Origin of the sequence: Bacillus sp. SA1-12 (assembly GCF_000981385.1) — a bacterium.
Classification (GTDB): Bacteria; Bacillota; Bacilli; order Bacillales; family Bacillaceae; genus Metabacillus.
Window position 1 is genome coordinate 170,480 of record NZ_LATZ01000131.1, and the last position, 26,463, is coordinate 196,942.

A 26,463-nucleotide genomic window follows, 5' to 3' on the forward strand; every position below is an offset into this window, starting at 1 on the left:
CACTTCTTTCAATACGGAACCGAATAATCAATGCCTATAAAGCATCAACCAAGTATATGGTATCATAGGAACAGATTTACAGTAAAGCAATCTTACTCCTATTCTGACTAAAGTTGATTTTTCGGTCTCCTTTTTAAAATGGTTAAACATTCAATTCAAGCTTTTTTAGTATGTCTTGTTTTGGAATAGTTTATAATCATCTGAAAAAGGAGACTTATTTAAGTTTGGTCAGAGAAAAAAGCCAAGCTTCATACAGTGCATTGCTTGGACTTAAATTATTTTTATTTACATAAGAACAAGGGTACATCTGTCATGCTCAAAATCAAAAATGACAAAAATATCTTTAATGGCTGTATCGAGTCTACTTTCAATCAAACGTTTATTTTGCCCGTATGTATGCTTTATTTCCATCGTCCACTCAAATAATAGTTCATCATAGCCTTTCCTATATAAAATTTGTTCGATTTGGGACATGAACCCTGTATATTCAATGTTCACAATAGATGATGACGATTTAGTCATGCTTATTTTTTCAGGAATCTTATGGATTTCAGCGCATATTTTTTGAATTGTATGTGAAACACTGTCTTTATTGGAGGATAACCCTGTTATGGTAAAAGCATTAGCCGCTTCGAGTATAATTAAGCCGGTATTATCGTTAAAATTCCAATCATGATAAATGCGATGATAGCTAATGCCTAATACATTATGTATTTCTTCTTTTATTTCAGTAAAAATCGTTTCTAAGATTACTGACCTTGCCTTGTTTACTAAATACGTTTTTTCATTTCTTATTAATACCTCCTCTGCTGGAGTCATAAATTGTTTAATATAAATAAACATTTTATCTTCACTAATTGATGTATAACATGTTGCTGGTCCTTTGCCAAAATTTCTTTTCAAAACCTTACTAATATAGCTATTTATATACGTTAAATCTTCATGATTATCTCTCGTTTTGATCATACTTTATAACTTCCCCCCCAATCCATTCACGACAAGAACATTAGAAAAACTTGGCTTGTCGCCAAGTCTTAATGGCGAAAGCCTTAATTTGCTTATAGTATCATTCATAAATTTTTTATACTTTCTGAAAGTATAAGAAAAGCGCAGGCGCTTTGACAGCCTAGGATAAACAAAAACTATGTTAAAAATTTATCCTTTCTACCTTATTAAAAAGCTAATCCAAACTTCTAACAAAAGACAAAAATGGCCTAACCTCAAGATGAAGTTAGGCCACGGAAAGACTTATTTTTAGTAATTCTTCCATTTACCAAAGTAATAATTAATTTTAATAATTAGATGTATTGAAAGTAAGTAATTAAATAAGTGAAATACAAAAGAATAATTAATGACAGCTAGACATTAATCGACATTATTCTATCATATCCTGTTATTTAAAACAATTATCATTTATTGAAATTATTATCGGGTAATCAAATGTTCTAAAGCCTAATATTTTTTATTACCCTTTTACCCCTTTTCCTATCAAATAAAACACCTATTTATTGATCACTTGCTCCAAAATCAATTCATGAATACTTTCCTTCGTCGGTAATGCAGAAATGGCCCCTTTCCCTGTTGTTGTTAAAGCGCCGCTTGCATTTGCATAGGATAAGATATCTTGATGTTCCTCCTTCAAGATGTTGATTAATTGAGGCAAAGTAGCTTTCTTTTCTAAAAGCTTATATAAGAAGCCGCCGATAAATGCATCACCAGCACCTGTCGTATCTTGAACAGTTACTTGGTAGCCTGCTGAACAGTAGCACTCTCCGCCAACATACAGATCAGCACCCTCAGCACCTCTCGTAAAAATCACAGCTTTTACATCGCCCACAAATAAAGAGTTGATCGCTTCCTTTTCATCTGAAATTCCCGTAATAAATTCTAATTCCTCATCAGAAATTTTCACAAGATGTGCCTCAGGTAAAAATTGAAGAATGGTTTGTCGGCACTCTTGAGGGTTGGGCCATAATGGCAGACGTACATTAGGATCAAAGCTAATGATTGCACCTTTTTCCTTAGCCGAACGGATTGCTTTCACATGTGCTTGCTTCATGGGACTTTCTACAAGATCAACCGAACAAAAATGAAGAATATCCCCTTCTCCAAACCAGTTCTCATCAATCTCTGCTTCATTTAACAGCAGATCTGCAGAAGGATTTCGATAAAAAGAAAAATCTCGTTCCCCATCTTCTTTTAAAGATACAAAAGCCAATGCTGTATTTGCTTCATCTGTTCTTAATACCCGATCTGTATTCACACCTACCTCGTTTAGTGTTTCAACGAGAAAATCACCAAATGCATCTGTACCAAGCTTCGTAATCATAGATGCCCTCGCTCCTGCCTTTGCAACCGCTGCTGCAACGTTAGCAGGTGCTCCTCCTGGTGCTTTTTCAAATGAAACAACATCCTTTAACGCTTTTCCCTTTTGCTCTGGAATAAAGTCAATTAACACTTCACCAATCGAAAATAATTCTGCCATATCCATTCTCCTCTTCTTTTATATCTCCCATTTCTCCGCGATCAAGCTTACACTGCCTTCATTCGCAAAAAAGCGAATTTCATCGCTTGTTTGTTTAGGGAAAATTCTGCTTGTGAAAACCTCCTCACCATCATTTACAAAAATTTCAACAGAGGATGTATCAACAAATAAGTGAAACTTGATATTTCCATCTCTTACTGAGCATTGCCTTTTCGTTCCAAATGACTCCCCGGCAGGTTGTCCAGACATACTTCTGTCTAACACAATTTTTCTCTGCCTTTTATCATACTTAACGATCGTTTTTTCATCATCTTTTGCACGGAACTCGATCCCCAATTCTTCTGAGCTGTTTTCGGCAAACTCACAAATCAGCTCAAAAGAAACTCCATTAAAAACATGAAGGGTTTCATTGGAAATTGGTCCTTTCCATACACTCTTATTCTTCCGTAGTGCTGCAAGTTCCTGCACAGGCTGCTGTATTAGTTTGCCGTTTTCGACCTTTAACTCTCTTGGCAAGGTTAAGCAATGTGCCCAATCATGCTTATCTGTTGGATATTCAAGCTCAGGAAGACCCATCCAGCCTACTAAAAGCCGACGTCCGTCATTCGCTAAGGTTGTTTGTGGTGCATAAAAATCAAAGCCACGATCAAGCTCATTGAAATGACCGTGAGAGAAAGACAGAGTATCTGGATCCAGTTTTTGTCCAATTAAGTAACCAGATTGATAGATATTTTGATAGTAATCCCCTTCAGGCTCAAGTCCTTGCGGTGAAAAAACAAACACACCATGACCATCTAATTCAAAGTAATCAGGACATTCCCACATATATCCGAACTGAGGTAAATTTGTTTTCATTTCACCAAGAAATGTCCAGTCTGTTAGATTCATAGACTTATATAATACGGCACAGCCTGTCTTATTTTCCCTTTGAGCGCCAATTACGGCGTAAAAAGCATCACCTGATTTCCATAGCTTCGGGTCTCTGAAATGGTCTGTATAACCAGTTGGGACATCAGCTATAACAGGTTCCTTTGGCTTGATCATTTCACCATTCTTATTCATCACAGCCATTACCTGATAGGGATGGCGTTCCCATTGCTCATTTCGGGTATTTCCTGTATACATTAAATATAACTGATCATGATGGACAATGGCACTGCCAGAATAAGCTCCATGACTGTCATATTCATGATCAGGCTTAATTGCAATCCCTGCATTCTCCCAATGAACCAAGTCCTTTGATTTTGTATGATACCAATATTTTAAACCATGAACAGGTCCAAGTGGAAACCATTGATAAAACAAATGATATTCACCGTTAAAATAAGAAAATCCATTTGGATCATTTAATAGGCCGGTTGGCGGTTGAATATGGTAGCTTTGCCTCCACTGACAGCTATTCACATTGTTTTTGATTGTTTCCAGCATTTCTGTACTTACATCTTCGAGTCGGCGATACCTCATCTCTTTCGTCCATTCCATGATAAATCGTTCTCCTTAACATTTACATATTTGTCTCTTTATGAAGCGAGACTTCTTTAGTAGCGGCTTTCTCTATCTCTTACCGGTAGTTATACTAAGACTTACTACATTTAAACCGTCATAACCTAATATCCTGTCAGATCTTTTACGTGAGGTATCCCCACTTCTCTCCCCGAATTCTCCTAAAAAATAGGAAAAAGTAAGAGAGGAGAATCACAATGATTCCCCCATCTTACTAGGCCTGTTTTGTTGCTGCCCTTTTTCCTAAAATGAATGTCGCGATAAACGCAACCGCACAAGAAATGAGCATGCCTATCACATAAATAGTAATGGATCCTGGTTTAATTGAGATAATACCAGGAAGACCTGCTGCACCTAATGCAATTGCCTTAACATGAAACAGTGCCAGAAAGCCTGATGCTACCGCTGCACCAATAATTGCACCGATAAATGGGTAACGAAGTTTTAAATTAACACCAAACATTGCCGGCTCTGTAATTCCTAATAAGGCAGAAATACCTGCTGCCGATGCTACACCTTTTACCTTTGCATCACGGGCAATTAACAGTACAGCAAGTGTTGCTGCCCCTTGTGCAACGTTTGACATGGCAGCAACTGGAAATATGAACGAACCTCCTGTTTTGGCAAGATCGGCAAGCAATTGTGTTTCAACAGCTATGAAGCTATGATGCATACCAGTTATTACGATCGGTCCATATGCGAAACCGAATATAGCTGCACCAATAAAGCCAGTTGTATCATATAACCAAATAAGTCCATCAGATAATAGATTTCCTGCCGTTCTGGTAATAGGACCTACAAATGTAAAGGTTAATATCCCAGTAATAAAAATAGATAAAAGCGGTGTTAATAAGTTATCCAATGATGATGGTGTAATCTTTCTTAAATTTGTTTCTATTTTTGCCAATATGAATGAAGCAACCAGTACAGGCAAGACCGTGCCTTGATAACCAATTTTTGCGATCTCAAAACCAAAGATATTCCAATATGGTATTTCGCCATTTGTCAGAGCTTCACCATAGCCCCATCCATTTAATAAATCTGGATGAACCATTAGCATTCCTAATGTTGCTCCTAAATAAGGATTGCCGCCGAATCGTTGTGTTGCGGAAAACCCGATTAAAATAGGTAAAAAGACAAATGCGGCATTTGCAAACGTATTAATGAGGGCAGCCAAATCCGCCATGCCAGGATTCGCTTCAACTAGTGACATCCCATCAATAAATAAGTCTTGTGCCGTTAATAGGTTATTAATTCCCATTAATAAACCGCCAGCAACAATTGCCGGGATGATCGGAACAAAAATATCAGAAAGCATTTTTACAAATCGCTGAAGCGGATTCATTTTCTTTGAACCAGCACTGTTTACCTCTTTTGTTGACATATCCCCTAAGCCTGTCAATGTGGAAAGCTCTTTATAAACATTGTTTACGATACCTGATCCTAAAATGATTTGATATTGTCCTCCTGTTGAAAATGTACCCTTTACAATATCCATCTCATCTAATTTCGCTTGATCGACCTTTTCTTCATCATGTAAAACGAGCCGCAGTCTTGTTGCACAGTGTGCGGCAGCAGAAACATTCTCTTTCCCGCCGATTGCTTCTAAAATCTCCTTTGAAATTTGCGGATAATTCATTTGTTATCACCCTTTACAAGTATTTAATCGGAACCGGTTCCATCAAGTGTCAAAAAAAATTAATAGGAACCAGTTCCGTTTCGCATTAAAACGAAAACCGATGTGGAACCGGTTTCAACTAAATTATATTTTTATTATGAAAGTTTGTCAACACTATTTCGTAGAATGATGTCGAAATTTGAAACTGTTACTTTTTCAACCTCATCCCCATTCACTAATTTTATTAATTTTTTCGCTGCAAGGACCCCTGCTTCCTGATAGAAAAATTTAGCAGTTGTAATGCCAGGATGAATAATCTCTGTTATCTCATAGCCGCCAAATCCAGTAATGGAAACATCTCCCGGGATTTGTAAACCCTCCATCTGTGCTGCTTTTAATACACCTAATGCAATATTATCGGTTGCACAAACAAATATTGAAGGGTTATAGGCCGCTAAGATATCGGGAACCATCCTAATGGCTTCTTTCAAATTGAAGCTTGTTTCAAAATAATTGACCTCGCAATCTTTTGCTTCCTGAACAGCTTTTTGAAAGCCGAGCTTTCGTTTGACTCCAACCGCGATATCCTTTTCCGTTACGCCGAGATAAGCAATTTTTCGATGTCCTTGATTAAGGACATATCGGCCTATTTCAAAGCCTGCTGCTTCATCATTATGAATTAAGCTATAGCAATGCTCATGCTGCTGTCCAACTAATAATACCGGAACATCTATTTTTTGGAATGCCTCTAAATGTTCGCCGGTTATTTGTGTAGCTAGCAAGATGATTCCTGCTATTTTTTGATTGGCTAAACTATATATACTTTCAATCTCGCGTTCTAAGTTTTGACTTGTATTGGATATTAATAGCTGGTAGTTTTGATCGCGCAGCTCTTCATCAATTCCGATTAATGTCTGTGATGTTGCATACGAATTAAGCCTAGGAACAATCGTACCGATAATATTCGTCTTTTTGGCTTTCAAGCTTCGTGCAAAAGTATTTGGAATATAGCCTGTTTCTTTAATGACACGTTCTATTTTTAATTTTGTTATTTCTCCCACCGAACCGCCGTTTAAATATCTTGATACGGTACTTTTGGCAACGCCTGCAAGTTTTGCTATTTCCGCTATTGTCATTTTCTTCACAACTCCGTTATTTTGCTCGTTACCAAGAAGTATACACGAAAACATTTGGCAGAATAACTCATTTTGTAAAAATTGGCCGATGTAAATAACTTATTTCAAGAAAAAAAGCGCAAGTGCCTTGAACACCCTAGGGCAAATAAGCCAGAATAAAATAGAAAGCGTTTTTTGCCTTCAATTTCATTTTAGCTAGACCATAAAGGGGCTAGGCGCTGGGTCTTGATTGTGGACACTTATCCAAAGTACAGAGATTTGATAGTTCTTAATCCTTAAGAAAGGGTCAATCTCCAAAAGTAAGATTAAAAGGTTTTATCTTACTTTTGTTGATCAGACCCTTTTCTGATACGTCTTTATCTAAATAACCACTAGAAGCTTAAACAAGTACTGCAACAAAGAATTCATTATATAATGCTTGTACAGCGCTGTTTTCTTGCGGCTCTTTTACGCCAAACATCATACTTACCTCTGAAGAGCCTTGGTTGATCATTTCGATATTTACCCCGGCATTTGCAAGTGCTTTAGAAGCACGTGCTGTAGTACCTACATTATGGCGCATACCTTCCCCAACAACCATGATCAAAGCAAGATTGTGTTCGATAATGACCTCATCTGCTTGTAATTCAGTCATAATTCGGTCGGTTATCTTTTCTTCAATCTCTTTATCCATTTGATTTTGTCGTAAGATAACAGTTACATCATCAATACCAGATGGAACATGCTCATAAGTTAAACCGTAATCCTCAAGGATTTGCAGGAGCTTACGACCAAAGCCGATTTCCCTGTTCATCAAATATTTACTGACATAAATGCTGCAGAAACCTTTATCACTAGCGATTCCTATGACCGGTCCATTTGTATTTGCCCGCTCATTAACAATTCTTGTACCTGGTGCCGATGGATTGTTGGTATTCTTTACATTCACAGGGATACCGGCACGGAATGCAGGGATTAACGCCTCATCATGGAATACAGAAAAGCCTGCATAAGATAACTCACGCATTTCACGATATGTTAATTCCTTAATTTCCTTTGGGTTTTCCACAATATTAGGATTTACTGAGTAAACGGCATCAACATCTGTAAAGTTTTCATATAGATCAGCTTTCATTCCGTTTGCTAGGATGGAGCCTGTAATGTCTGATCCGCTTCTTGAGAACGTTAAAACCTCTCCGCTTTTGCTATAGCCAAAAAATCCGGGGAATACAATAATTCCTGAACGATCACGCAACCTATACAAATTTTCATATGACTCTGGCAATACTTGTGCATTTCCAGGCTCGTCTGATACTAATAGGCCTGCTTCCTTTGGACTGACATATTGTGCATCCACACCGCTATGCTGGAAGTAAGCGGCAATCAGCTTTGCGTTATTATCCTCGCCGCTTGCTTTAACTGCATCTAAAAAACTTTCCGGTTTGCTTTTATCTCCATTTAAAAGATCTTTTAAATCCTTTGAAATAGTTTCAACAATATCTGAAGAAATCTCTAATTCTCTGGCAATGCTGGCATATCGTTCAATGATTGTGTCAAACACATCTTCAGCAGATTCATTTGCTAAATGCTTTTCCGCACATTCTATAAGCAAGTCCGTTACTTTAATATCATCAGAATAACGTTTCCCTGGAGCAGAGACAACGACAGCCTTTCTTTCTGGGTCTGAAACTACGATTTCCAATACTTTTTTAAGCTGTTCTCCTGAGGCTAAGGAGGAACCGCCAAACTTTACGACCTTCATGTCCACATCTCCTACTATTTATAATTTTCAGTCAAATTTTAGTTTTTATTATCGCTTGTTTTTAGTAAATAATCAAGAGTTTTCTTTTCTATAAAAACAATTGTTTTTATAGAGAGGACAAACGATGTGATTTTTGCCAAATAAGAAGGAGACTAACCCTGCAGTCTCCCATCTTCTATAGCCTATACTCAATTTACTAAAAAATAGTAAGTAAACGATCTGTTATAATACCTTGCTTAAGAAAGCTTTCGTTCTTTCATGCTGCGGTTGGTCAAATAGCTGTTTCGGTTCATTTTCCTCTATAATATATCCACCATCCATAAAAATTACGCGGTCTCCAACTTCTTTTGCAAAACCCATTTCATGCGTGACAACTACCATTGTCATACCTTCCTTGGCCAGCTGCTTCATTACCTCTAAAACTTCACCGACCATTTCAGGATCTAAAGCTGACGTAGGTTCGTCAAATAACATGATTTTTGGCTCCATCGCTAATGCCCTTGCTATTGCAACCCGCTGTTTTTGTCCCCCGGATAATGAGCTAGGATAGGCATGTGCCTTTTCCTCCAGGCCAACCTTTTTTAAAAGCATCATTCCTTTTTCTTTTGCTTGCTTTGCACTTATTTTTTTTACTTTTATAGGAGCTAATGTAATATTTTCAAGGACTGTTTTATGCGGGAACAAATTGAATTGCTGAAACACCATCCCGACTTCTTCACGGATCTTATTAATATCTGTCTTCTTATCTGTCAGATCGCTGCCATTCAATGTAACCTGACCGCCTGTTATCGATTCTAGCAAATTCAAACAGCGTAAAAATGTTGATTTACCCGAGCCTGATGGTCCAATTACCACCACAACCTCTTGCGGCTTAATTTGTACATTGATATCCTTTAATACTTCGTTTGAACCAAATGATTTTTTTAATCGTTGAACAGTTATCATTCTGTCTTCAGCCTTCTTTCAAGTAGATTCAGCAGGAAGCTAAGCGATAGTGTAAGGATTAAATAAATCAATGCAACCGTTAAGTATGGTTCCCATACACGATAGTATTGACTTGACATCGCACGGCCCCAATACATAATCTCTGGAGCCGCAACAACAGATACTAAAGAGGAATCCTTTATTAAAACAATGAACTCATTGCCAAACGGAGGAATCATTCTTTTTATGGCTTGAGGCAAAATAACATACCTCATTGCTTGAAAATGATTCATACCCAGTGAGCGCGCTGCTTCCATTTGCCCGCGATCAATCGATTGAATGCCCCCTCGAAAAATTTCGGCAATATAAGCAGCAGCATTTAAGGAAAGTGCAATAATTCCGGCTGCTATTCCATTTGTTTCACCTGTAAATAGGGGCACTACACCAAAATGAACTATCAATATTTGTACAAATAACGGCGTTCCGCGAAAGAACGTAATATACCAATTAAAGGGAAGTGCCAACCATTTATTCTGCATCATTTTCCCAAGCCCGATTCCTAGCCCGAGAATCATGCCGAGGATTATCCCCGCGAGTGATAAGCCAATTGTTAGCAGCATCCCTTTTATTAAAAACGGAGCATATTCAATAATAATATCAAAGCGAAAATCCATCTTCCTATCCCCCATAAGAAAAGCGCAAGCACCTTGACTAGCCTCAGGCAAATAAGACGCTCAAGAATAGAAGACGTTTTTTGTCTTCAATTCCTAAGTGGCTAGGCGGTAGAGCTAGACACCAAAATTAAGTATAAAAAGTTATACTTTCTTTTCTCCTAAAAAATTGCGCAGCACCTTTTCTAAGATGATACGCAATCATTTTCCCATTTCCCTCTCATAACGGGTTGTAATAAGACTGCCCGTAACGATCTGATAAATTTCACTACCTTTCAGTTGGGTTACCCCTCAACTGAATGAAGTCTCACTTTATCCCATCATAACGGGCAGTAAGGCCAGCACCTTTTAGATTCTGATTTCATAAAATTTCAAAGAAGGTAGTGATAACTGCCCGTAATGATCCGATAAGTTTCACTACCTTTCAGTTGGGTTACCCCTCAACTGAATGAAGTCTCACTTTACTGTTGTGCCTTTAAGTTTTCAACATCCGGATCAGAACCGAACCATTCATTATAAATTTCAGTATATTTCCCGTTGTCTAATATTTTGTTAATGGCCTCATCAAACTCTGCCTTTAATTCACTGTCTTTAGGAAACATTAATCCGTAGTATTCAGCAGCAAAACTATCGGCATCTTCTACCACCTTTAACTTTTTATCTGGATTATTTTTCACATATTCTTCAACAACCGTATTATCTGCAACTACAGCTTCTGCACCGCCGCTATTTAACTCCATAATAGCTAAGTTATTATTCTCAAACTTTTTAACATCAGGATTATTTTTTCCTACTATACTATCAACTGCTTCTTGACCTGTTGTACCTGTTTGTACTGCAATGACTTTACCCTTTAAGTCTTCAGCAGATTTTATGTCACTGCCCTCAGGGACTAAAATTTTATTTGTTGATAGGAAATATGGTACCGAAAAATCATATGTTTGCTTGCGATCATCGTTTATGGTTATCGCAGATAAGCCAATGTCTGCAATCTTATCTTTTACTTCAACGAATAATGGGTCCCAGCCAACGTTTACTACTTCTACTTCATAGCCGGCCTCTTTTGCAACAGCATTGATAAAATCAATATCGAATCCAACTACTTCACCCTTGTCCTGATATTCAAAAGGTGCATAATTGGCTTCTGTTACAACTCTAAGTTTTTCCTTAGCTTTTCCAGTATCATCTGATTCCCCTCCAGAAGTCTCCTGGCTTGTTCCACAAGCAGCTAAAACCATCATCATGGCAATAGCCATTATTAAAGAAAATATCCCTTTTTTCATCTTTAATTCCCCCTTAATCCCCCTATAATAAGATAATTCAGAAAACTCAAGTTGCTATGTAGCCATATAATTATTTATCCAAATAAAAAAGCATATAAACATTTTTAAACTATGACTACCTTTTTCTCTTTTATAGATATAAGATATGCATGTATGAAGTATATCAGTATATGTATTTAAATACAATAGTATGTATAAAAAACTTTTATTAGAATAGAATTTATTTTCAATTTATTTAATAACAAACCCCATTTTTCCTTATATTTTATGTTTTTACAAAAATCTGTCAACCAATTTGTAAGATACAATGACAAGAATTACCTTTTTAAATTATGAATCTCAACTTATAAAATTCGTTATATTTATGCACTTTCGTTCTGTATATTTACATCACAATAAAAGAATGAGGCTGCCTCAGGAAGGATAAAAACCATTTGAGACAGCCTTATTCTTATTTTTGTTTATAGTAAGTAAGAGCAAGTGCAAATGCTAGAACGGTACCTTTTACAATATCCATTGCATAGTAAGGAACCGACATCATGACAAGTCCATTTTGGAGGATTCCTATCAATACAGCACCTATAAATGTGCCAAATGCATTTGGCTTCCCTGCTCCAAGCACTGAAAATCCAATAAATGCTGCTGCAACAGCATCCATTAAATATGGTGCTCCTGCATTAATTTCTGCCGTCATAACCCGGGAAGCTAATACAATGCCTCCTATTGCAGCAAACAATCCAGATAATAGATAAGCCGCTACTTTATATTTATTAACAGGAATCCCTGACAGCCTTGCTGCTTCTATATTCCCCCCAATAACATACATATATCGTCCATGCTTTGTATAGGTAAGAAAAATATGAACAACCGCAACCACAATGACCATAATGATGATGATCCATGGGACCTGTCCGATTTTTTCAAAAGCAGGGCTGATAAGTCCTGTTGAAAATGTTCCATCAGGCATAACCATATTCTGTGAAATGGTTGCCCCTCTTGTGTATGTGAGGGCAATGCCTTGTACGATAAACATTGTTGCTAACGTGAGCAGCATATCAGGAACTTTTAATTTTACAATGATAAAAGAGTTTAATGCACCTACTATCAATGATGCCGCTACTGCAGAAAGGATCGCTATAAACGTGTTTTGAGAAAACCAGACAAACATTGATATAACAATCGCATTTGATAAGGATGCCACAGATCCAACTGAAAGATCAAATCCGTTGACTGATAACGATATCGTAATACCAATCGCGATAATGGTTACAATTGAAATGGAGCGTAAGATATTTATAAGATTATTGCCTTGGATAAACGTTGGATTTGATAAGGCAAATACAATAATAAGAATAAAGATCGTTAAGATCGTTCCATACCTATATAAAAATTGAAAGAGATCAAATGGCCTTTTTGACGGAATATTTGCATGTACAGGATTTGACTGCTTCATCCCTATTTGCCTCCTGTTGAATAAATTAATAGTTCTTCTTCGTTCGTTACATTTGTTTCTACTTCCTTAACAACTTGACCGTCGTATAAAACATAAACTCGATTTGTAATTCCAATAATCTCCGCAAGCTCGGAGGATGCATAAATGATTGCTTTTCCTCTTCTCGCCAAACCGCTGATCAATTCAAAGATATCTTTTTTAGCGCCAACGTCGACTCCCTTTGTCGGCTCATCAAAGATATAAACATCAGCATCAGCAATTAGCCATTTACCGATCGCAATTTTTTGTTGATTTCCCCCCGAAAGATTTTGAACAATTGCTTCCTCTGAAGGAGTTTTTATCCCAAGACTGTCAATCAGTTCTAACGCCTTCTGTTTCTCTGCTTTTCTGTTTAAGAAACTAAACGCCTTTGTAAAGGCACCTAAATTAGCTGATGTTAAGTTCGTGGCCACAGATTCTTTTACAAGAATCCCTTCTTTTCTTCTTTCCTCAGGCACTAAGGCAATTCCTTGCTTCACTGCTTGATATGGATCTGTTAATGAAAGCACCTTTCCATCAAGCTTAACTATACCTGTCTTTATCCTTGATTCTCCAAATAATGCTTTGCATAATTCTGTTTTTCCAGCTCCAACTAATCCAGCAATCCCTACAATTTCACCCTTGTGGACAGTCATGGATATATCTCTTAGCTTACCGGCATCGCAAAGTGCATTGACCTCAAATAGCACGCCTCCTACTTGAACAGACTTCTGTGGGAATTGTTCTTGAAGCTCTCTTCCTAACATTAACTCTACAACTTTATTTGGTGTAAGTTGAGCAACAAACTCATGTGATACTAGCTTCCCGTTCCTCATAATCGTCATTTCATCACAGATTTCAAAAATTTCTGGGAGGCGATGGGAAATAAAGATAATCCCTACATTCTTATCTTTTAGCTCCCGAACAATGCGAAATAGTTCTTTTGTTTCTGAATGGCTAAGGGGTGCTGTTGGTTCATCTAAAATAAGAAACTTGCAATCTGTTGAAACCGTCCTGGCGATTAGCACCATTTGTTTTTCAGCCAATGACAGTTCACTAACTAATTTTTTTGTAGATACACGGATATTTAAGCTTTTTAAAATAGTTGCTGCTTGTTTATGAATCTCTGCCCATTTTATAAATTGCTTTTTTCCCATATCATTAACCGTTCTTGTCAGCATGATGTTTTCCCCAACTGTCAAATAAGGGATAAGGGCTGTATCAACCTCTTGATGAACAATTTGAATGCCATTCTCCTGTGCATCCTTTGGTGTTCTGATCTCAGTCTTTTTACCATCTATAATGATGCATCCTGTGTAATGGGCATATGCGCCTGATAATACCTTCATTAAAGTAGACTTCCCAGCTCCATTTGCTCCGATTAGGGCATGGGCTGTACCAGCTTTCATCATAAAATTTACAGAATCCAGTGCCTTCACACCTGGAAATTCAATTGAGATATCCTTCATTTCTAAGATTGATTGATTCAATTTGCTTTCCTCCTCCCTTTCAAAAGCGTAAGCGCCTCGAACAGCCCCGAAAAACATAAGACGAATTGGAATAGAAGGCGTTCTTTTCCTTCATTTCCAATTTGGCTTATGACCTCGAGGGGCTAGGCGCTGGAGCTGGATGTCTTATAGTCTCCTAAATCACTAAGAAAACCGCAAGCGCCTTAAAGAACTAGACGATGGCAGTCAAAAATGCTTCCTCATTCCCATGACTGCACTTGCACGTCCTGTGCTTCAGAACCAGACAAGAATTTTCCTCTTTTTCACCTTTTAAAAAAGGGTTAACCCCCAAACATATATTGAGAGCCTAATCTAGCAGGAAGCTCCGTATATTAGTGTTTGTTTGGAGGTTAGACCCTTTTGTTATATGAAGAAATAAATACATGTTATTTTTTATAATATTCTTTTAATGTTTTTATCCATTCTTCTTCAAATGCTGTTGATTGCCCCCAGCCTTCTACTGTCTTTGCAAGATTCACCATATTAACTGGTTCGCTTGCTTTTAATAATGTCTCTTGAGAAATGAGTGAAGCCTCAAGATTATAAGTTTGCGGCGTTTCCTCACCAGCTAGCTTTTTAGCTAGTAATCTCATATCTACTGCCCCAATTAGCTTTGGATCAACGGCTGCTGTGTATTTCCAAGAGCTCCTTTTATCTTGAATTTCTTGAAGGTCTGCATTCGAAACATCAATTCCATAGATTTTGATTTCATCTCTTCCAGCTTCTTTAATCGCCCGGGCTGCTCCAATAGCAAATGCATCCCAAGTAGCAAAGATTGCATCTATTTCACCCTTTGGATGCTTATTAAGCATCGCAGCTACTGCATTTTGTGTTTGCACCGAAGTATCTGCAGCTGCTACACCAAAGCGCTCAATTTCTTTGATACCAGGGTTGTTATTTAATGTTTCTTGATAAACTTGATTACGTCTTACCATTGGAGGGAAGCCATCTACCCAAAGGTACACTATATTTGCTTCACCATTTGTATCTTTAATTAATTGTTCTAATGCTAATGTAGCAAGTGCTTCATCATCCTGTGAAGTTAATGTTACACCTTCGATTTGAGATAATTCTTCAGTAGAGTCGAAGGTAACTACGCTTTTTCCAGCATCAACAAGCTTTTGGACCGCATTAACCGTTGCTGCATCATCCCCGTGAGAAATTATAAATCCATCATAATCCTCTTCAAGTCCTTGTGCGATTGCATCATGGAATTTTGCTGTATCTCCATTTGCGGTAAATACATCAACTTGGAAGCCTAATGCTTCACCTTCTTCCTTCGCACCAGCTAAAAATTGTGCTGTATGATCATCACCGCCGATTTTACGGATGACTTTAATTTTTGCTCCTTCACCCTTAGCAAAGCGTTCTGGAACATTTTCCAATGATACGTTTGGATTCCCTTTTACAGGTTCAGCTGTTTCAGCTCCATTTGAAGAACAGCCTGTTACGAACAATGTAAGGACAAGTATGAAAATAAATGCAGAGTTAAATCGTCTGTTTTTCATGTTTGTAAACTCCCCTTTTCTATTTTTGTTATCATTTTTTCTTCCTTTACTCTTGAACTCGAGGTAATTAAGTTCATTTAGACGCAAAAAAACCTCTCAAAGATAGAGAGGTTTCGCCACATGTGTATATAGGAGTCTCCTCTCTTATCTTTCAAAACCTAATATAGGTTTTGCAGGAATTAGCACCAATTCTATAAAAGAACGGTTGCCGGGCATCATAGGGCCAGTCCCTCTGCCACTCTTGATAAGAGATTTACTATGCAATTAAGTAAAATTAAGAATATATTTACTTTAATCGGGTATAGAAGTCTTGTCAACTATTTTTTTGATAATTTTCAAAAAGGGATAACATGATTGATCACTATACATTTGCCTTTATCTGCTTTTTCACCGGCTTTTCCATGACGAGCGGGAGAACAAGAATTACGCCTATGATCATGCATATAGCAGAAACTTGGTAAGATATAACAAGGCCTATCCATGTTTTTAATACACCGGCTAAGCTCATCATTAGCACCATTGCTCCCATAAATAACGGTGTCATGATCCCATTTACCCGACCAACAAACGATTCCTCTGCATTTTGCAAAATCATTGTATTTATACTAATTTGAATCGCCGGCATCATTAATCCGGTAAAAAACTGGGCGATTAAAGAGAGCCAAAGAATCTCTGAAAATCCTATAATTGAAATCATGACTGAATTTACAATCATACCCGCAGCAAGCATTCGAATAGGCGTAATTTTTTTTGATAATGCTAAGGCAATGCCTCCGCCAATAATCATAGCTACGCCGTTTATTGCCATAAACCATTGAATGAATTCTTTTTCCATTAAAAGTTGTTCCGTCACAATGAAGATTCCTAATGGTTGGATTAAGCCAATAGCTAAACCTGCAACAAAGAAATTGGTTCCTAATATCGTTAAGAATCTATTTTTTGCCACATACTTAAATCCCTGAACAAACTCATCCAACACAGTTGTTTTCACAGACGACCTATCTACGATCTTATCAGCAGGAAGGAACATAAGCGCCGTAGCTGAAAGCAAGAACATTACACCCGTGATGGCGATTGATATTTCAATGCCAAATTGTTGATAAATAATCGTTCCTATTACAGGACCAATAATCATAAAAAGAGCAAACATCGTTTGATAAATGGACATTCCCATTTGAAGCTGCTCCTCTGGAACATGAACCTTGAACAGTTTCATTCCTGATGGCTGTGAAAATTGCGATAGAATTGACGATATAAGCATTGCAAAAAAGACAACTTGCCATGTTGAAAATACCAATGTTACTAATACAGCAAAAACCGAAAGTGCACTTAAGATATCACACCATACCATCGTTTGTTTGGGTTTCCACCGGTCCGCGAATGTTCCGCCTATTATGGAAAAAATAAAGATAGGTGCATACTCTGCAACAGAAATCATCGAGACAGCAAAAGGGTCCTCGTTTGTTTGCTCCATGATAAATAATAGAACAGCAAAATTCCTTACCCAAATTCCAATCTGCAAAAATAAACCCGAAAGCAATATAGCTCTTACAAACCGATTCCGCAGAAACTCCTTAAAACTTGATTCTCGTTTCATATTTTTCCTCCACTCTGCCATATACAGAATACTTTCAAACACACACCATATATCATAATTCCCCCTCACCCAAAAAATTCCTTTTTATAGATTTTTATTTTCATTCAGCTCGTATACAGATGAACGATTCATGTAAATATATATACTATTATCATAAAATTCATTTCGAAAATTAACCTTTTGCTTATGAATTGGTATAATGGAAGGCAGAACTTATTTTTACATATAAAAGAAAGGTTTGATCTGATTTGGAACACAATTCCTCAAACTTTATTAAAAGCATCATTAAAGAGGATCTTGAAACAGGAAAACGTGATTATGTCTATACTCGTTTCCCTCCAGAGCCTAACGGATACTTACACATTGGTCATGCAAAATCGATCGTCATTAATTTTGGATTAGCTGATGACTTTAATGGAAAAACAAACTTACGCTTTGATGATACAAACCCATTAAAGGAAGATACTGAATTCGTTGAAGCGATTAAGAAAGATGTAGAATGGCTTGGCTACCAATGGGATGGTTTGTTTTTTGCCTCTGATTACTTTGAAGAAATGTACAATCGTGCTGTTCTCCTTATTAATAAGGGAAAAGCATATGTAGATGACTTAACAGCAGATGAAATTAGGCAATATCGCGGTACACTTACTGAGCCAGGAAAAGAAAGCCCATATCGAAATCGTTCGGTTGATGAAAACTTAGCTTTATTTGAAAGAATGCGTAATGGTGAATTCGCCAATGGTGAGAAAGTGCTTCGTGCAAAAATTGATATGTCTTCACCTAATATAAATTTGCGTGATCCTGTTATTTACCGGATCTCACATGCAACACACCATAATACTGGTGATGCATGGTGCATTTATCCGATGTATGCCTTCGCCCATCCGCTAGAGGATGCCATTGAAGGAATTACCCATTCATTATGCACAACAGAATTTGAAGATCAACGACCTCTTTATAACTGGGTAATTGAAGAATGTGAAATGGAAAATAAACCGCAGCAAATCGAATTTGGGCGTTTAGGCATTAGAAATACTGTCATGAGTAAACGTAAGCTAAAGCAACTTGTTGATGAAAACTTCGTTGACGGCTGGGATGATCCACGAATGCCAACCATTTCAGGTTTAAGAAGAAAAGGATATACACCTGAAGCCATCCGTGAATTTGTCAAGGAAACTGGTGTATCTAAAGGATCTTCAGCGGTTGATGAGGCAATGCTTGAGCACTTCGTAAGAGAAGACTTAAAGTTAAAAGCTCCACGTACAATGGGAATTTTAAAGCCATTGAAGGTTGTCATTACGAACTATCCTGAAGATCAAGTTGAGATGCTGGACGCAGAAATTAACCCGGAAGTACCTGAAATGGGGATGAGACAAATTCCATTTTCTCGTGAAATTTACATTGAGCAGGAAGACTTTATGGAGGATCCTCCTAAAAAATATTTCCGTCTCTTCCCTGGAAATGAAGTGCGTTTAAAACATGCCTACTTCATCAAATGTGAGGAAGTTATTAAAGATGAAGCTGGAAATGTCATTGAAATCCATTGTACTTATGATCCTGAAACAAAGAGCGGTACAGGTTTTACTGGACGTAAAGTAAAAGGTACATTGCATTGGGTTGATGCAAAGCATGCAATTCCTGCAGAATTCCGCTTATATGAACCATTGATTCTTGATAATAGTGAAAATGAAGATGTCGAAACAGACGTGGATAACAATGAGGAAAAAACATTCCTCGATTATGTTAATAAAAACTCACTAGAAGTTTTACAAGGGTTCATCGAGCCTAATATGAAAGATAGTAAAGAACATGATAAATTCCAATTTTTCCGTCACGGATACTTTAATGTTGACCCTAAACAATCTACTCAAGAAAAAAAGGTCTTTAACAGAATTGTATCTTTAAAGAGCTCGTTTAAACTAAAATAAATGCAAAAAAAACAGAGTACCGAAATAAAAGAAATGACGTGTGACAATTCACACGTCATTTTCAGTTTTATTAAGGAAAAATAATTAACTTTTTATTGCTTGTTCTTAAGAGGCATTAGCAACGACTTTTGCTGCCAATTCTACGAGAGTTTTGGCATTTAGAACCTCGCTCAAAGACATTTGCTACCAATTCTAAAAGAAATTTGGTCTTCAGAACCGCTCTCAAGCACTTTTTCTATCGATTCAACAAGAGTTTTGGTCTTCAGAACCTCTCTCATGGACTTTTACTATCGATTCAACAAGAGTTTTGGTCTTCAGATCCACTCTCAAGCACTTTTACTTATCGATTCAACAAGAATTGTGGCCTTAAAAACCGATCTCAAGCACTTTTGCTACCACTTCAACAATAGTTCCGCCCAGCATAAGCGCTTCCAAGAAGATTCAATACCATTTCAACAAGGAATCTCTTTTCTCTTTGACAAAAATTAATTATGCCACATCTTAACAGAATCCTTTTCCCAAAAGGATTCTGTTTTTTATTTTGTTAGTGGCAAGCTTATAAGGAAAGTAGTGCCAGCATCTGATGTTTCATACAATTTAATACAGCCACCATGATTTTCCACAATCCGCTTGACGATCGTAAGCCCTAAACCAGTACCATTTTCCTTTGAACTAGAAAAAGGCTCGAATAGGGAATCCATAATAGAAGCAGGAATGCCCGGACCTGAATCTTTTAAAAAGATTTGATAGTCCTTGTCAGTTACCTGTGAAGAAATCGAGATAACACCCTTTCCCCCCATCGCTTCTATGCTGTTTCGGATCATATTATGGAAAACCTGTTTGATTTGCTTGGCATCTACTTCCAAAGGAATACGATCCAATTTGATAGTAAATTCAACTTCCTCAGATGAATGAATAATCAGCGGCAGGAAATCACCTAAAATATCCTCAAGATAGGTTTCTCTTTTAATTGGTGCCCCCGGCTTTGATAATAGCAGCATTTCTTCAATAATAACGTTAATACGTTCAATCTCCTTCATAATGAGAGACAAATGATACTTGCTTTTATCCTGTTCTGAAAAGGATTGATTCATTAACGATAAAAAACCGTGGACAACTGCAAGCGGATTGCGAATCTCATGTGCGGCCCCTGCAGCCATTTCCCCTACAGCCGCCAGCTTTTCAGATTGATGAATACGTTTCTCCAGTTTATCTGTCTCTGTAATGTCAATAAAGTTGATAATCCGGCCAATCACGAGGTGGTTTTGATTTAATAATTCTGTTTGCGACACTAATAGAAAGCGTTCATCTTCAGAAGTAGTAAAAGGCACCTTCGTATGCTTGTCATTTTTCTTTGACGACAATATGCTCCAAAACAGCTCATTCTCTTGATTGTGATAACTAGAAGCCAGCTGTTTTACCTGAAGTTCATTTGTATGCAGCAGCTTAACGGCTGCTGTGTTCAACGATATTTCAGAGGTCTGATCATTGATTGTAATGATTCCTACAGGCAAGGAGTTCAAAATTTGCTCACGATACATTTTGTCATTTAAGATCGTATTAAACGATTCTTGCAGCCTGCTTGACATTTGGTTAATGGAATGGGTTAAATGCTGCAGTTCTAGCTGATTTGGGGAATCAAGCGTTAATCCATATCTCCCATTTGCAATCAGGTCCACTTTATCGATCATTGTTTCGATTGGTTTCGTTAAACTGGCACTAATCCTGTAAGATACAAAAATAGATAAAGCAATTGCACCTGTGGTTAATAATATTAACAGCCACAAGGAATTCTTTATAATATCAGTAAATGAATTAGAGTGTCCATCTAGTCGCGAATAGGACGCTTCCTTAGCTGCTTCTAAATCTTTCTTTAACTCAGTAAGCTGCGGGAGATACTGGGTAGTAATATACTCCTCTGCAGCTTTTTTATCATTATAATTGAGAAGTCCTTGAACATTATTGATAATTATGAAATCCAATAGATTAATGCTTTTTATTAAAGGCTCGAGGGATTTAGGAATTGAATCCTCATTTCTCTCCGTAAGATCAGAAGAAGCATATGCTTGATACTCCTTGGTCAACTCACAGCACATCTCGTTTTTGATAGCATTTTTAACAATGTATTCTTTGACATCCAGCTCTTTCTCCAGCTGAGAAAGCCAAACAAGCTCAGGGATGTTTCGCTCCTTGATTTTATTACTAACCTGGGTAATGTCTTCTATTGATTGGACTAAGATAAGCGAAAAGCCGCTTAGCACAACGGTTAATAAAAGAAGAATTGTGAGAATCTTCGTTCGAAAAGACATATTTCTACTTAATTTCTTCATCACAATTCCTTTCCTCCTCTAAGGAAACATTAATTCCCTGCGATCATACTTCTTCATCTCTTTTTTGATAAATTGAATCTCTTTTTCCGTAAACATTGGTCCAAAAGGAGCTAAACTATAGACTCCATGGCTTTCATTTAATATAACTTTACCAGAATTCATACCCTTTTCGCTAAAAAAATCATTCATAATTGCTACATAAGTTTGTGAAACATCATTCATTACACTTGTTAAAACATGTTCTTTCCCCATGTAGGATTGATCATCAAGATAACCGATCACATATACATTCTCTTTTTTTGCCAAGTCAATCACATCACGATTATAGGAATTGCCCTTGCTATAAATAACATCAACACCTTCAGCAAGTAACTCCTTCATCAACTCAACAGCCTTTTTGCCATCATCTCTGCTTCCAACAACCTTCGTATAAATACTTACTTCTGGTTTATAATAGGCCAAACCTGTTTCAAATTCAGGATACTCATCTCCTGATTTCGTTGGATTAATAACCCCTACTCTATTAGTCTTCGTCTTAAGAGCAGCAGCTAACCCTGCAAAATACTCAATTTCACCCTGGTCAAAGGTGTAAACCGTTTGGTTAGGATATTTTGCTGTCCCATGTATGGTCACAAATCGCACATCCGGATTGGTTAGGGCTGAGGTTGCAAAAACCTCTGAAAACTCCCGGCCATGGCCAATAATCAGCTTAGATCCATCTTGAATGGCTTTTTTGATCGTTTGAAACATTAATTTTTCCGTATTGACTTCACTATATAGTGTAACATTCACCGGGAACTGTTCTTCTATTTTAAGCTGGCCTTTATAGGCAAGGCTTCCCCAGCTTTGATCAGCTACAACGTCTGAGGTAAGAATCGTCACCTTTGTTTTTTCTATTGTCCTGCTAGAGCTAGTCTCTGCCTCTAGCATAATCCCTTTCGTTTTCAGCACAATTGTTCCTACTAGAGCGATAACAACAATCAGCGTAATAAACCCTATTATTCTAAGTTGTTTTGATTGCTGCAACTTTTTTCTCCCCTTATCATATACCATCCTCCTTAACCATTATAACGAACAAAGCATTATCAATCTACAAATATCTCAAAATATCTACACAATTCGACATAATCTTCACAATTGAAAACAGACGAACAAAACGAAAGGCTCCGTCCCCAATAATAAAGGGATCAGAGCCTATAAAGCGAATAAATTTAGCTTTTTACATAGTATTTTATTAACCAGTCACTTAGCTCATCTTTTAAATGTTTGTGTATTGGCTCATTTGCTTCTTTTTTATATTGCTTTAATAAATTCAGAACCGTTTTCTCTCCTTTAAATTCCTTCAGCATATGGTCCATGTTTTTAATGACCACTGTCTTTGTATTTGGTTTTTCAAGATCGTCAATTCGTTTTAAATCTTCCAAATTTACCTGAACATCCTTATCCCCTGTTATAGCAAAAATTGGACAATTCGCCTGTTTCAAGGCCTCGAGGACATCTTCAGAACGATAAAGGAAATGCTCTCTAAACCACTTTGCCGGCATCTTTTTCATCTTAAACCTGATTGTATCACCGGTTGAGCCTTCCATTTTGCTAAAAAGCTCTTCAATCTGCTTTGCAATTTTATGTTCTTTAACAAGAAGCCTTAACAACTTTCCTTTTATGCCTTTGAGGTTCTTTATTTCCTTGATTGTTTGACGATTTTGATAAATAATTGGTTCTTTTAAATTTGTGCCTGCCCCTGCGAGCAGTACTAATCCTGTAACAGGGAGTGTTTCATTTACCTTTGTTGCCAAAATACACCCTTCACTATGACCAAGTAAAATGATCTGATCACTGTTAACTTTAGGGTGATTCCTCAAAAAGTTGATGGCACTTTTTATGTCATTAACTAAATCAAGCATTCCGCTTGTTTTTGGGTCTCCTTCACTTTCACCGATTGAGCGTTTATCATATCGCAACGTAACAAAGCCTAAATCTGTCAAAAAACGGGGCGAGCTCTTTGTATAAATCTGACATAAGGGCAGGCTTCTTCATATTTCCATCCCTATCTGCCCCACCTGAACCGTTTATAATAATAATCGCTGGATTCTGATATGCTTCTGTATTAGGACGTGCCAGTGTACCTTTTAATGTGACGTCACTTCTGAAACTAACCGATTCTTCTACGATAGAGTTCATACATGACTCTCCTCTTTTTATTATTATTATCAATAATAATAACATTAATTAATAATAAATGACAGTAGATTTAGCGATTTGACTAAAATAAAAAGAACTGGGCTCTAACAGTAAAAACCCAGTTCTTTTTCTCTTCATTAATCCTCATCCTTGACATCTACATCCTCTGGAATCGGTTCTTTCATATATTCATCATATAATGTTTTGTACTTTTCTAACTGCTCAAAATGAGTTTCAAATTGGTCTTTGTAAATAAGATACTGCTCTCCATCATATATAGCTCTAATTTTCTTTTGCAGCACTAAACTTGTCACAATTTCTTCTGACAGTGATAAATATTCTGCCGTTTCAGAAATGGTTAAATACATCATTATTCACCCTTTAAAAAAGCCTTCCCTAATAAGATTATTAGGAAAGGCTGAAAATGTAAAGATGCAATCTTATTCAATTTCATTTAACAGAGCAAAAGCTTCTTCTTTTGATTTAGCTGCTAATAATTGATCTCTAAAATGATCATCCATTAATTTTCGAGACAACATTTGCAGAATTTTCAAATGTGCATCACCCTGGCCCGTTTTTGGTACGGCAATCATAAAGATCAATTTTGCTTCCGTTCCATCAAGACTTTTCCAGTCCACACCATCCTGCTTAATACCAAATACCACTCTCGGTTTCGTGACTGCATCTGATTTACCATGGGGAATCGCGATGTTCATGCCAATACCAGTTGAGCTTTCATTTTCACGGTTTAATATGGCTTGTTTAAACTCTTCTCTTGATGTTAGTACCCCTTCAGCGTCTAGCTTCGCAATCATTTCATCAATAATATCGTCTCGAGATAGGCCGTCTAGATTTGTATCAATCAGCTCCATGCTTGTAAGATCCGTTAATTTCTTAACTTCATCGCCAGCTGCTTGATCATCTTTTTCTGGCTGTTTCTCTTTGGCAGGAACTTCAACGTGATCTGTTGGCTCCTCGTTTGGAATCGCCACGATCTCTACATCTCTTTTTAAAATATTTACTAGTATTGCTGCAACAAATGCACCAGCTATGATTGCGACAAAGAACATGATGACATTATCTACCGCACCAAGCACCGCAACGATTGGACCTCCATGTGCAACACGATCTCCTACATTACCAATCATCGCAATAACTGAACCTACCATAGAACCTGCCATGATACTTGGAATAACACGGAATGGATCCTGAGCTGCAAATGGGATAGCCCCTTCAGTTATTCCGAATAACCCCATTGTAAACGAAGCTTTACCTGCTTCTCTTTCTGATGGTTGATATTTCTTTTTGTTTAAGAATGTCGCAAGCCCCATTCCGATTGGAGGGATACAGATCGCAGCTGCAATCGGACCCATAATTTCATAGTTCCCTTCACCAATCATTGCCGATCCGAATAAAAAGGCAACCTTATTGACAGGACCACCCATGTCAAACGAAATCATTGCGCCAAGAATAAGCGCTAATAAGATGGAGCTTGAGCCTTGCATACCCGCTAACCAAGCTGTTAATGATTCAAATACTTGAGCTACCGGTGCACCAATTACATATATGAATGCTAATCCAATAATTAATGATGCTAACACAGGAATGATAATGATTGGCATAATCGGTTGAATTGCTCTTGGCACCTTCATTTTCTTAATGGCCAATGCTACATATCCTGCTAAAAACCCAGCGATAATTCCGCCAATGAAGCCAGCACCTGCTTCACTTCCATAAAAAGAGCCATTTGCTGCAATATAGCCGCCAACCATACCAGGAGCCAATCCAGGTCTGTCAGCAATACTATATGCGATAAACCCTGATAAAATTGGAATCATGAATGTAAAGGAGGCTGCGCCAAGCTTTTCAATTGATTTCCAGAAAGAATCTTCTGGGATCACCAGTCCGCCAGGCGTTTTCTCTCCTCCAAGTGTTAAAGCAACAGCAATTAATAAACCACCGATAACAATGAATGGAATCATATAGGAAACACCATTCATTAAGTGACGATAGATTGGATTTTGCTTCTCCTTCTTCGCCTCCTTGTCATCACCGGCTTTTTTGGTTTCCCCTTTAAAGATCGGCACTTCGCCCTTCATATGCTTTTGGATAAGCTCTTCAGGTTTGCGAATCCCTTCTTGAACACCAACAACTAATAGCTTTTTACCTGCAAAACGATCCTTATTTACTGTTTTATCAGCAGCTATAATAATCCCATCAGCTTCCATGATATCCTTTTCAGTAAATTCGTTTTCTACTCCAATGGAGCCTTGGGTTTCAACCTTCATTGAAACACCCAATTTATCAGCTGCTTTTTGTAGATTTTCTGCAGCCATATACGTATGTGCAATCCCATTCGGGCATGATGTAATCGCTAACAGCTTCATGCTGTAACCTCCTATTGTACAATCTCTAATCGCTTACATTTACTATACGGCAAGAATTCGACAAAAAAAGATCATTTTTTTACCGTTGCTGCGGAAAAAAGGAGGGAAATGAATATATTTATGGTAGTTTATATCACAAAAACATAATTATTCTTTTTAATAAAGGCTGTTTTTTAAGAGAAGGTTGTTTTT

General features: G+C 37.4%; 20 protein-coding genes and 1 riboswitch. Of the genes, 1 reads left to right on the forward strand and 19 read right to left on the reverse strand.

Features of this window, described 5'->3' with window-relative positions; genetic code table 11:
- Positions 1-285: 285 nt before the first annotated feature.
- From WQ54_RS28215 to WQ54_RS28275, 13 genes are all read right to left on the reverse strand, one after another.
- On the reverse strand, positions 286-966 hold the full coding sequence (locus tag WQ54_RS28215) for a Na-translocating system protein MpsC family protein (protein WP_046589646.1): 681 nt from the start codon (positions 964-966) through the stop codon (positions 286-288).
- A gap of 535 nt (positions 967-1,501) precedes the next feature.
- Entirely contained in the window at positions 1,502-2,485 is a 984-nt protein-coding gene (locus tag WQ54_RS28220) for a carbohydrate kinase (RefSeq protein ID WP_046589648.1), read from the reverse strand.
- An 18-nt stretch (positions 2,486-2,503) separates the two neighbouring features.
- Entirely contained in the window at positions 2,504-3,967 is a 1,464-nt protein-coding gene (locus WQ54_RS28225; protein WP_046589650.1) for a sucrose-6-phosphate hydrolase, read from the reverse strand.
- Between the two features lie 235 nt (positions 3,968-4,202).
- On the reverse strand, positions 4,203-5,627 hold the full coding sequence (locus tag WQ54_RS28230; RefSeq protein WP_046589652.1) for a sucrose-specific PTS transporter subunit IIBC: 1,425 nt from the start codon (positions 5,625-5,627) through the stop codon (positions 4,203-4,205).
- A 134-nt stretch (positions 5,628-5,761) separates the two neighbouring features.
- On the reverse strand, positions 5,762-6,796 hold the full coding sequence (locus tag WQ54_RS28235) for a LacI family DNA-binding transcriptional regulator (RefSeq protein WP_046589654.1): 1,035 nt from the start codon (positions 6,794-6,796) through the stop codon (positions 5,762-5,764).
- A 325-nt stretch (positions 6,797-7,121) separates the two neighbouring features.
- Entirely contained in the window at positions 7,122-8,483 is a 1,362-nt protein-coding gene (locus tag WQ54_RS28240) for an aspartate kinase (RefSeq protein WP_046589656.1), read from the reverse strand.
- Between the two features lie 222 nt (positions 8,484-8,705).
- The gene (locus WQ54_RS28245; protein WP_046589657.1) at positions 8,706-9,428 is read right to left on the reverse strand and encodes an amino acid ABC transporter ATP-binding protein; all 723 of its coding nucleotides are present in this window, start codon (positions 9,426-9,428) and stop codon (positions 8,706-8,708) included.
- Positions 9,425-10,081 (reverse strand): amino acid ABC transporter permease, encoded by a 657-nt coding sequence (locus WQ54_RS28250; protein WP_046589659.1) that lies wholly within the window; start codon positions 10,079-10,081, stop codon positions 9,425-9,427. The genes WQ54_RS28245 and WQ54_RS28250 overlap by 4 nt, the downstream gene beginning before the upstream one ends.
- Before the next feature lie 458 nt (positions 10,082-10,539).
- Entirely contained in the window at positions 10,540-11,361 is an 822-nt protein-coding gene (locus WQ54_RS28255; RefSeq protein ID WP_046589663.1) for a basic amino acid ABC transporter substrate-binding protein, read from the reverse strand.
- A 451-nt stretch (positions 11,362-11,812) separates the two neighbouring features.
- Positions 11,813-12,814: an ABC transporter permease gene (locus WQ54_RS28260; protein WP_046589665.1), complete on the reverse strand. Its 1,002-nt coding sequence runs from the start codon at positions 12,812-12,814 to the stop codon at positions 11,813-11,815.
- Positions 12,815-12,816: 2 nt separating this feature from the next.
- Positions 12,817-14,301 carry a sugar ABC transporter ATP-binding protein gene (locus WQ54_RS28265; RefSeq protein WP_046589775.1) on the reverse strand — a complete coding sequence of 495 codons (1,485 nt, stop codon included), beginning with the start codon at positions 14,299-14,301 and terminating at the stop codon, positions 12,817-12,819.
- A 425-nt stretch (positions 14,302-14,726) separates the two neighbouring features.
- On the reverse strand, positions 14,727-15,848 hold the full coding sequence (locus WQ54_RS28270) for a sugar ABC transporter substrate-binding protein (RefSeq protein WP_046589666.1): 1,122 nt from the start codon (positions 15,846-15,848) through the stop codon (positions 14,727-14,729).
- Positions 15,849-15,989: 141 nt separating this feature from the next.
- Positions 15,990-16,099, reverse strand: a riboswitch (SAM riboswitch).
- Between the two features lie 110 nt (positions 16,100-16,209).
- Positions 16,210-17,445, reverse strand: coding sequence for an MFS transporter (locus WQ54_RS28275; protein WP_156178214.1), 1,236 nt, complete (start codon positions 17,443-17,445; stop codon positions 16,210-16,212).
- Positions 17,446-17,693: 248 nt separating this feature from the next.
- Here WQ54_RS28275 and WQ54_RS28280 point away from each other — a divergent pair, with 248 nt between their 5' ends.
- Positions 17,694-19,373 (forward strand): glutamine--tRNA ligase/YqeY domain fusion protein, encoded by a 1,680-nt coding sequence (locus WQ54_RS28280; RefSeq protein WP_046589668.1) that lies wholly within the window; start codon positions 17,694-17,696, stop codon positions 19,371-19,373.
- 536 nt (positions 19,374-19,909) lie between these two features.
- Here the strand turns inward: WQ54_RS28280 and WQ54_RS28285 are convergent.
- The 6 genes from WQ54_RS28285 to WQ54_RS28305 all read right to left on the reverse strand — a co-directional run bounded on the left by WQ54_RS28285 (position 19,910) and on the right by WQ54_RS28305 (position 26,271).
- Entirely contained in the window at positions 19,910-21,703 is a 1,794-nt protein-coding gene (locus WQ54_RS28285; protein ID WP_046589779.1) for an ATP-binding protein, read from the reverse strand.
- An 18-nt stretch (positions 21,704-21,721) separates the two neighbouring features.
- Entirely contained in the window at positions 21,722-22,729 is a 1,008-nt protein-coding gene (locus WQ54_RS28290; protein ID WP_046589781.1) for a BMP family ABC transporter substrate-binding protein, read from the reverse strand.
- A 185-nt stretch (positions 22,730-22,914) separates the two neighbouring features.
- Complete coding sequence (locus tag WQ54_RS28295; protein WP_052738023.1) at positions 22,915-23,688, reverse strand: alpha/beta hydrolase; 774 nt, start codon at positions 23,686-23,688, stop codon at positions 22,915-22,917.
- On the reverse strand, positions 23,654-23,884 hold the full coding sequence (locus tag WQ54_RS32265; RefSeq protein ID WP_052738024.1) for a hypothetical protein: 231 nt from the start codon (positions 23,882-23,884) through the stop codon (positions 23,654-23,656). Before WQ54_RS32265 ends, WQ54_RS28295 begins: the two co-directional genes overlap by 35 nt.
- A gap of 137 nt (positions 23,885-24,021) precedes the next feature.
- Positions 24,022-24,252 carry an excisionase family DNA-binding protein gene (locus tag WQ54_RS28300; protein WP_046589670.1) on the reverse strand — a complete coding sequence of 77 codons (231 nt, stop codon included), beginning with the start codon at positions 24,250-24,252 and terminating at the stop codon, positions 24,022-24,024.
- Between the two features lie 72 nt (positions 24,253-24,324).
- A complete protein-coding gene (locus tag WQ54_RS28305) occupies positions 24,325-26,271 on the reverse strand; it encodes a PTS fructose transporter subunit IIABC (RefSeq protein WP_046589671.1) in 1,947 nt (648 codons plus the stop codon).
- Between the last annotated feature and the right edge of the window lie 192 nt (positions 26,272-26,463).

Coding starts and splice junctions, on each gene's coding strand:
- WQ54_RS28220 (WP_046589648.1), bottom strand. CDS start 2,485: ATGGCAGAATTATTTTCGATTGGTGAAGTGTTAATTGACTTTATTCCA.
- WQ54_RS28250 (WP_046589659.1), bottom strand. CDS start 10,081: ATGGATTTTCGCTTTGATATTATTATTGAATATGCTCCGTTTTTAATA.
- WQ54_RS28270 (WP_046589666.1), bottom strand. CDS start 15,848: ATGAAAAACAGACGATTTAACTCTGCATTTATTTTCATACTTGTCCTT.
- WQ54_RS28260 (WP_046589665.1), bottom strand. CDS start 12,814: ATGAAGCAGTCAAATCCTGTACATGCAAATATTCCGTCAAAAAGGCCA.
- WQ54_RS28255 (WP_046589663.1), bottom strand. CDS start 11,361: ATGAAAAAAGGGATATTTTCTTTAATAATGGCTATTGCCATGATGATG.
- WQ54_RS28305 (WP_046589671.1), bottom strand. CDS start 26,271: ATGAAGCTGTTAGCGATTACATCATGCCCGAATGGGATTGCACATACG.
- WQ54_RS28245 (WP_046589657.1), bottom strand. CDS start 9,428: ATGATAACTGTTCAACGATTAAAAAAATCATTTGGTTCAAACGAAGTA.
- WQ54_RS28265 (WP_046589775.1), bottom strand. CDS start 14,301: ATGAAGGATATCTCAATTGAATTTCCAGGTGTGAAGGCACTGGATTCT.
- WQ54_RS28300 (WP_046589670.1), bottom strand. CDS start 24,252: ATGTATTTAACCATTTCTGAAACGGCAGAATATTTATCACTGTCAGAA.
- WQ54_RS28225 (WP_046589650.1), bottom strand. CDS start 3,967: ATGGAATGGACGAAAGAGATGAGGTATCGCCGACTCGAAGATGTAAGT.
- WQ54_RS28235 (WP_046589654.1), bottom strand. CDS start 6,796: ATGTTTTCGTGTATACTTCTTGGTAACGAGCAAAATAACGGAGTTGTG.
- WQ54_RS28285 (WP_046589779.1), bottom strand. CDS start 21,703: ATGAAGAAATTAAGTAGAAATATGTCTTTTCGAACGAAGATTCTCACA.
- WQ54_RS32265 (WP_052738024.1), bottom strand. CDS start 23,884: ATGAACTCTATCGTAGAAGAATCGGTTAGTTTCAGAAGTGACGTCACA.
- WQ54_RS28230 (WP_046589652.1), bottom strand. CDS start 5,627: ATGAATTATCCGCAAATTTCAAAGGAGATTTTAGAAGCAATCGGCGGG.
- WQ54_RS28275 (WP_156178214.1), bottom strand. CDS start 17,445: ATGAAACGAGAATCAAGTTTTAAGGAGTTTCTGCGGAATCGGTTTGTA.
- WQ54_RS28240 (WP_046589656.1), bottom strand. CDS start 8,483: ATGAAGGTCGTAAAGTTTGGCGGTTCCTCCTTAGCCTCAGGAGAACAG.
- WQ54_RS28215 (WP_046589646.1), bottom strand. CDS start 966: ATGATCAAAACGAGAGATAATCATGAAGATTTAACGTATATAAATAGC.